At 70.7% G+C, this 1,100-nt stretch carries 1 protein-coding gene; it reads left to right on the top strand.

The window, feature by feature from the left end; translation table 11 throughout:
- Positions 1 to 123: 123 nt before the first annotated feature.
- Positions 124 to 1,100 (top strand): integrase (locus AB0P03_RS40615; protein WP_363633763.1); only part of this gene is annotated, 977 nt, incomplete at its 3' end.

Here is a 1,100-nt window from a genome sequence, read left to right as displayed (position 1 = left end):
TTTACCGACCGCAGGTAGTGCCGCCCGTGATGTCCGTCTGGGCCTGTGACCAGGGCGTCGCGGGCTCGTTTACCGACCGTGTCCGGAACGCCTGTCATGGTCCGGAGTCGGTACGGAGGACAAGTGGCACGGCGAGTGGTGGTCGGGGACCTGAGGGTCCAGCAGATCGAGCGAAAGGACGGGCGGCGGCCGTGGACGATCGTGTGGCCCGAGGGCAGTCTTCACGCGGAGGCGGACCGGTTCCTGCGCGTGCACAACGGGTCGGGCACGCAGAAGACCTACGCGTACTACCTGGTGGACCACCTGCGTTGGCTGGAACGCGAATGCCTGGCCTTCGACAAGGTCGTGCTGCGGGACCTTGAGCGCTACATGGGGATCGTCGGCGCCGAGGTCCGCATGCCGCTCGGCGAGCCGTGGCGGATCGGCAAGCGCCCCTACGGCCGCTCCGCACTGTCCACTGCCGCGGCCTGCCTGAAGGGCTTCTACCTGCACCAGTCCTCGCTCGGAGTGAACGGTGAGCTCGGCAAGAAGCTCGACACCTCCCGGTTGCCCACGCGGGCGGACCGCCGCCGCGCGTTCCTGGGACACGTGAAGAACACGCTGCCCACCAACCCGCTCGCGCCGACGGGGCCGCACCGCCGGCACCCGAAGATGCTCCCCGACGGCGCGCGGGAGAAGCTCCTGGCGGCGGTGAACTCGGCCAGGGACCGGCTGCTGGTGACCTGGCTGGCCGACGGCGGGCTGCGGATCGGCGAACTCTGCGGGCTGCACCTGGTGGACCTGCACCTGCGCGAGAACGCGCCCTGCGGCGAGTGCCGCACCCCGCACGTCCACGTCTGCCACCGCCTCGGCAACCCGAACCGGGCGGAGGCGAAGACCAAGCATCCCTGGCGAATCGAGCGCGGCACGGTGACGGGCGGGCTGATCAAGCGGGTCAGCCCGGCGATGGTGCACACCTACTTCGAGTACCTCACCGCGGTGAGTATCCGCGCGACACTGCCGGGCACGGCATGCTCCTGGTCCAGCTGCACGGCCCCGGGACCGGGCAGCCGTGGGCACCGGTCGGGGCCCGCCGGATGCTGGGCCGGGCCGGGAAACGA

The sequence above is a fragment of the Kitasatospora sp. NPDC088779 genome, from assembly GCF_040685395.1.
In the GTDB taxonomy this organism is placed as follows: domain Bacteria; phylum Actinomycetota; class Actinomycetes; order Streptomycetales; family Streptomycetaceae; genus Kitasatospora.
The sequence above is the reverse complement of the archived record's forward strand: the minus strand, read 5'-3'. Positions and strand labels throughout refer to the sequence as shown.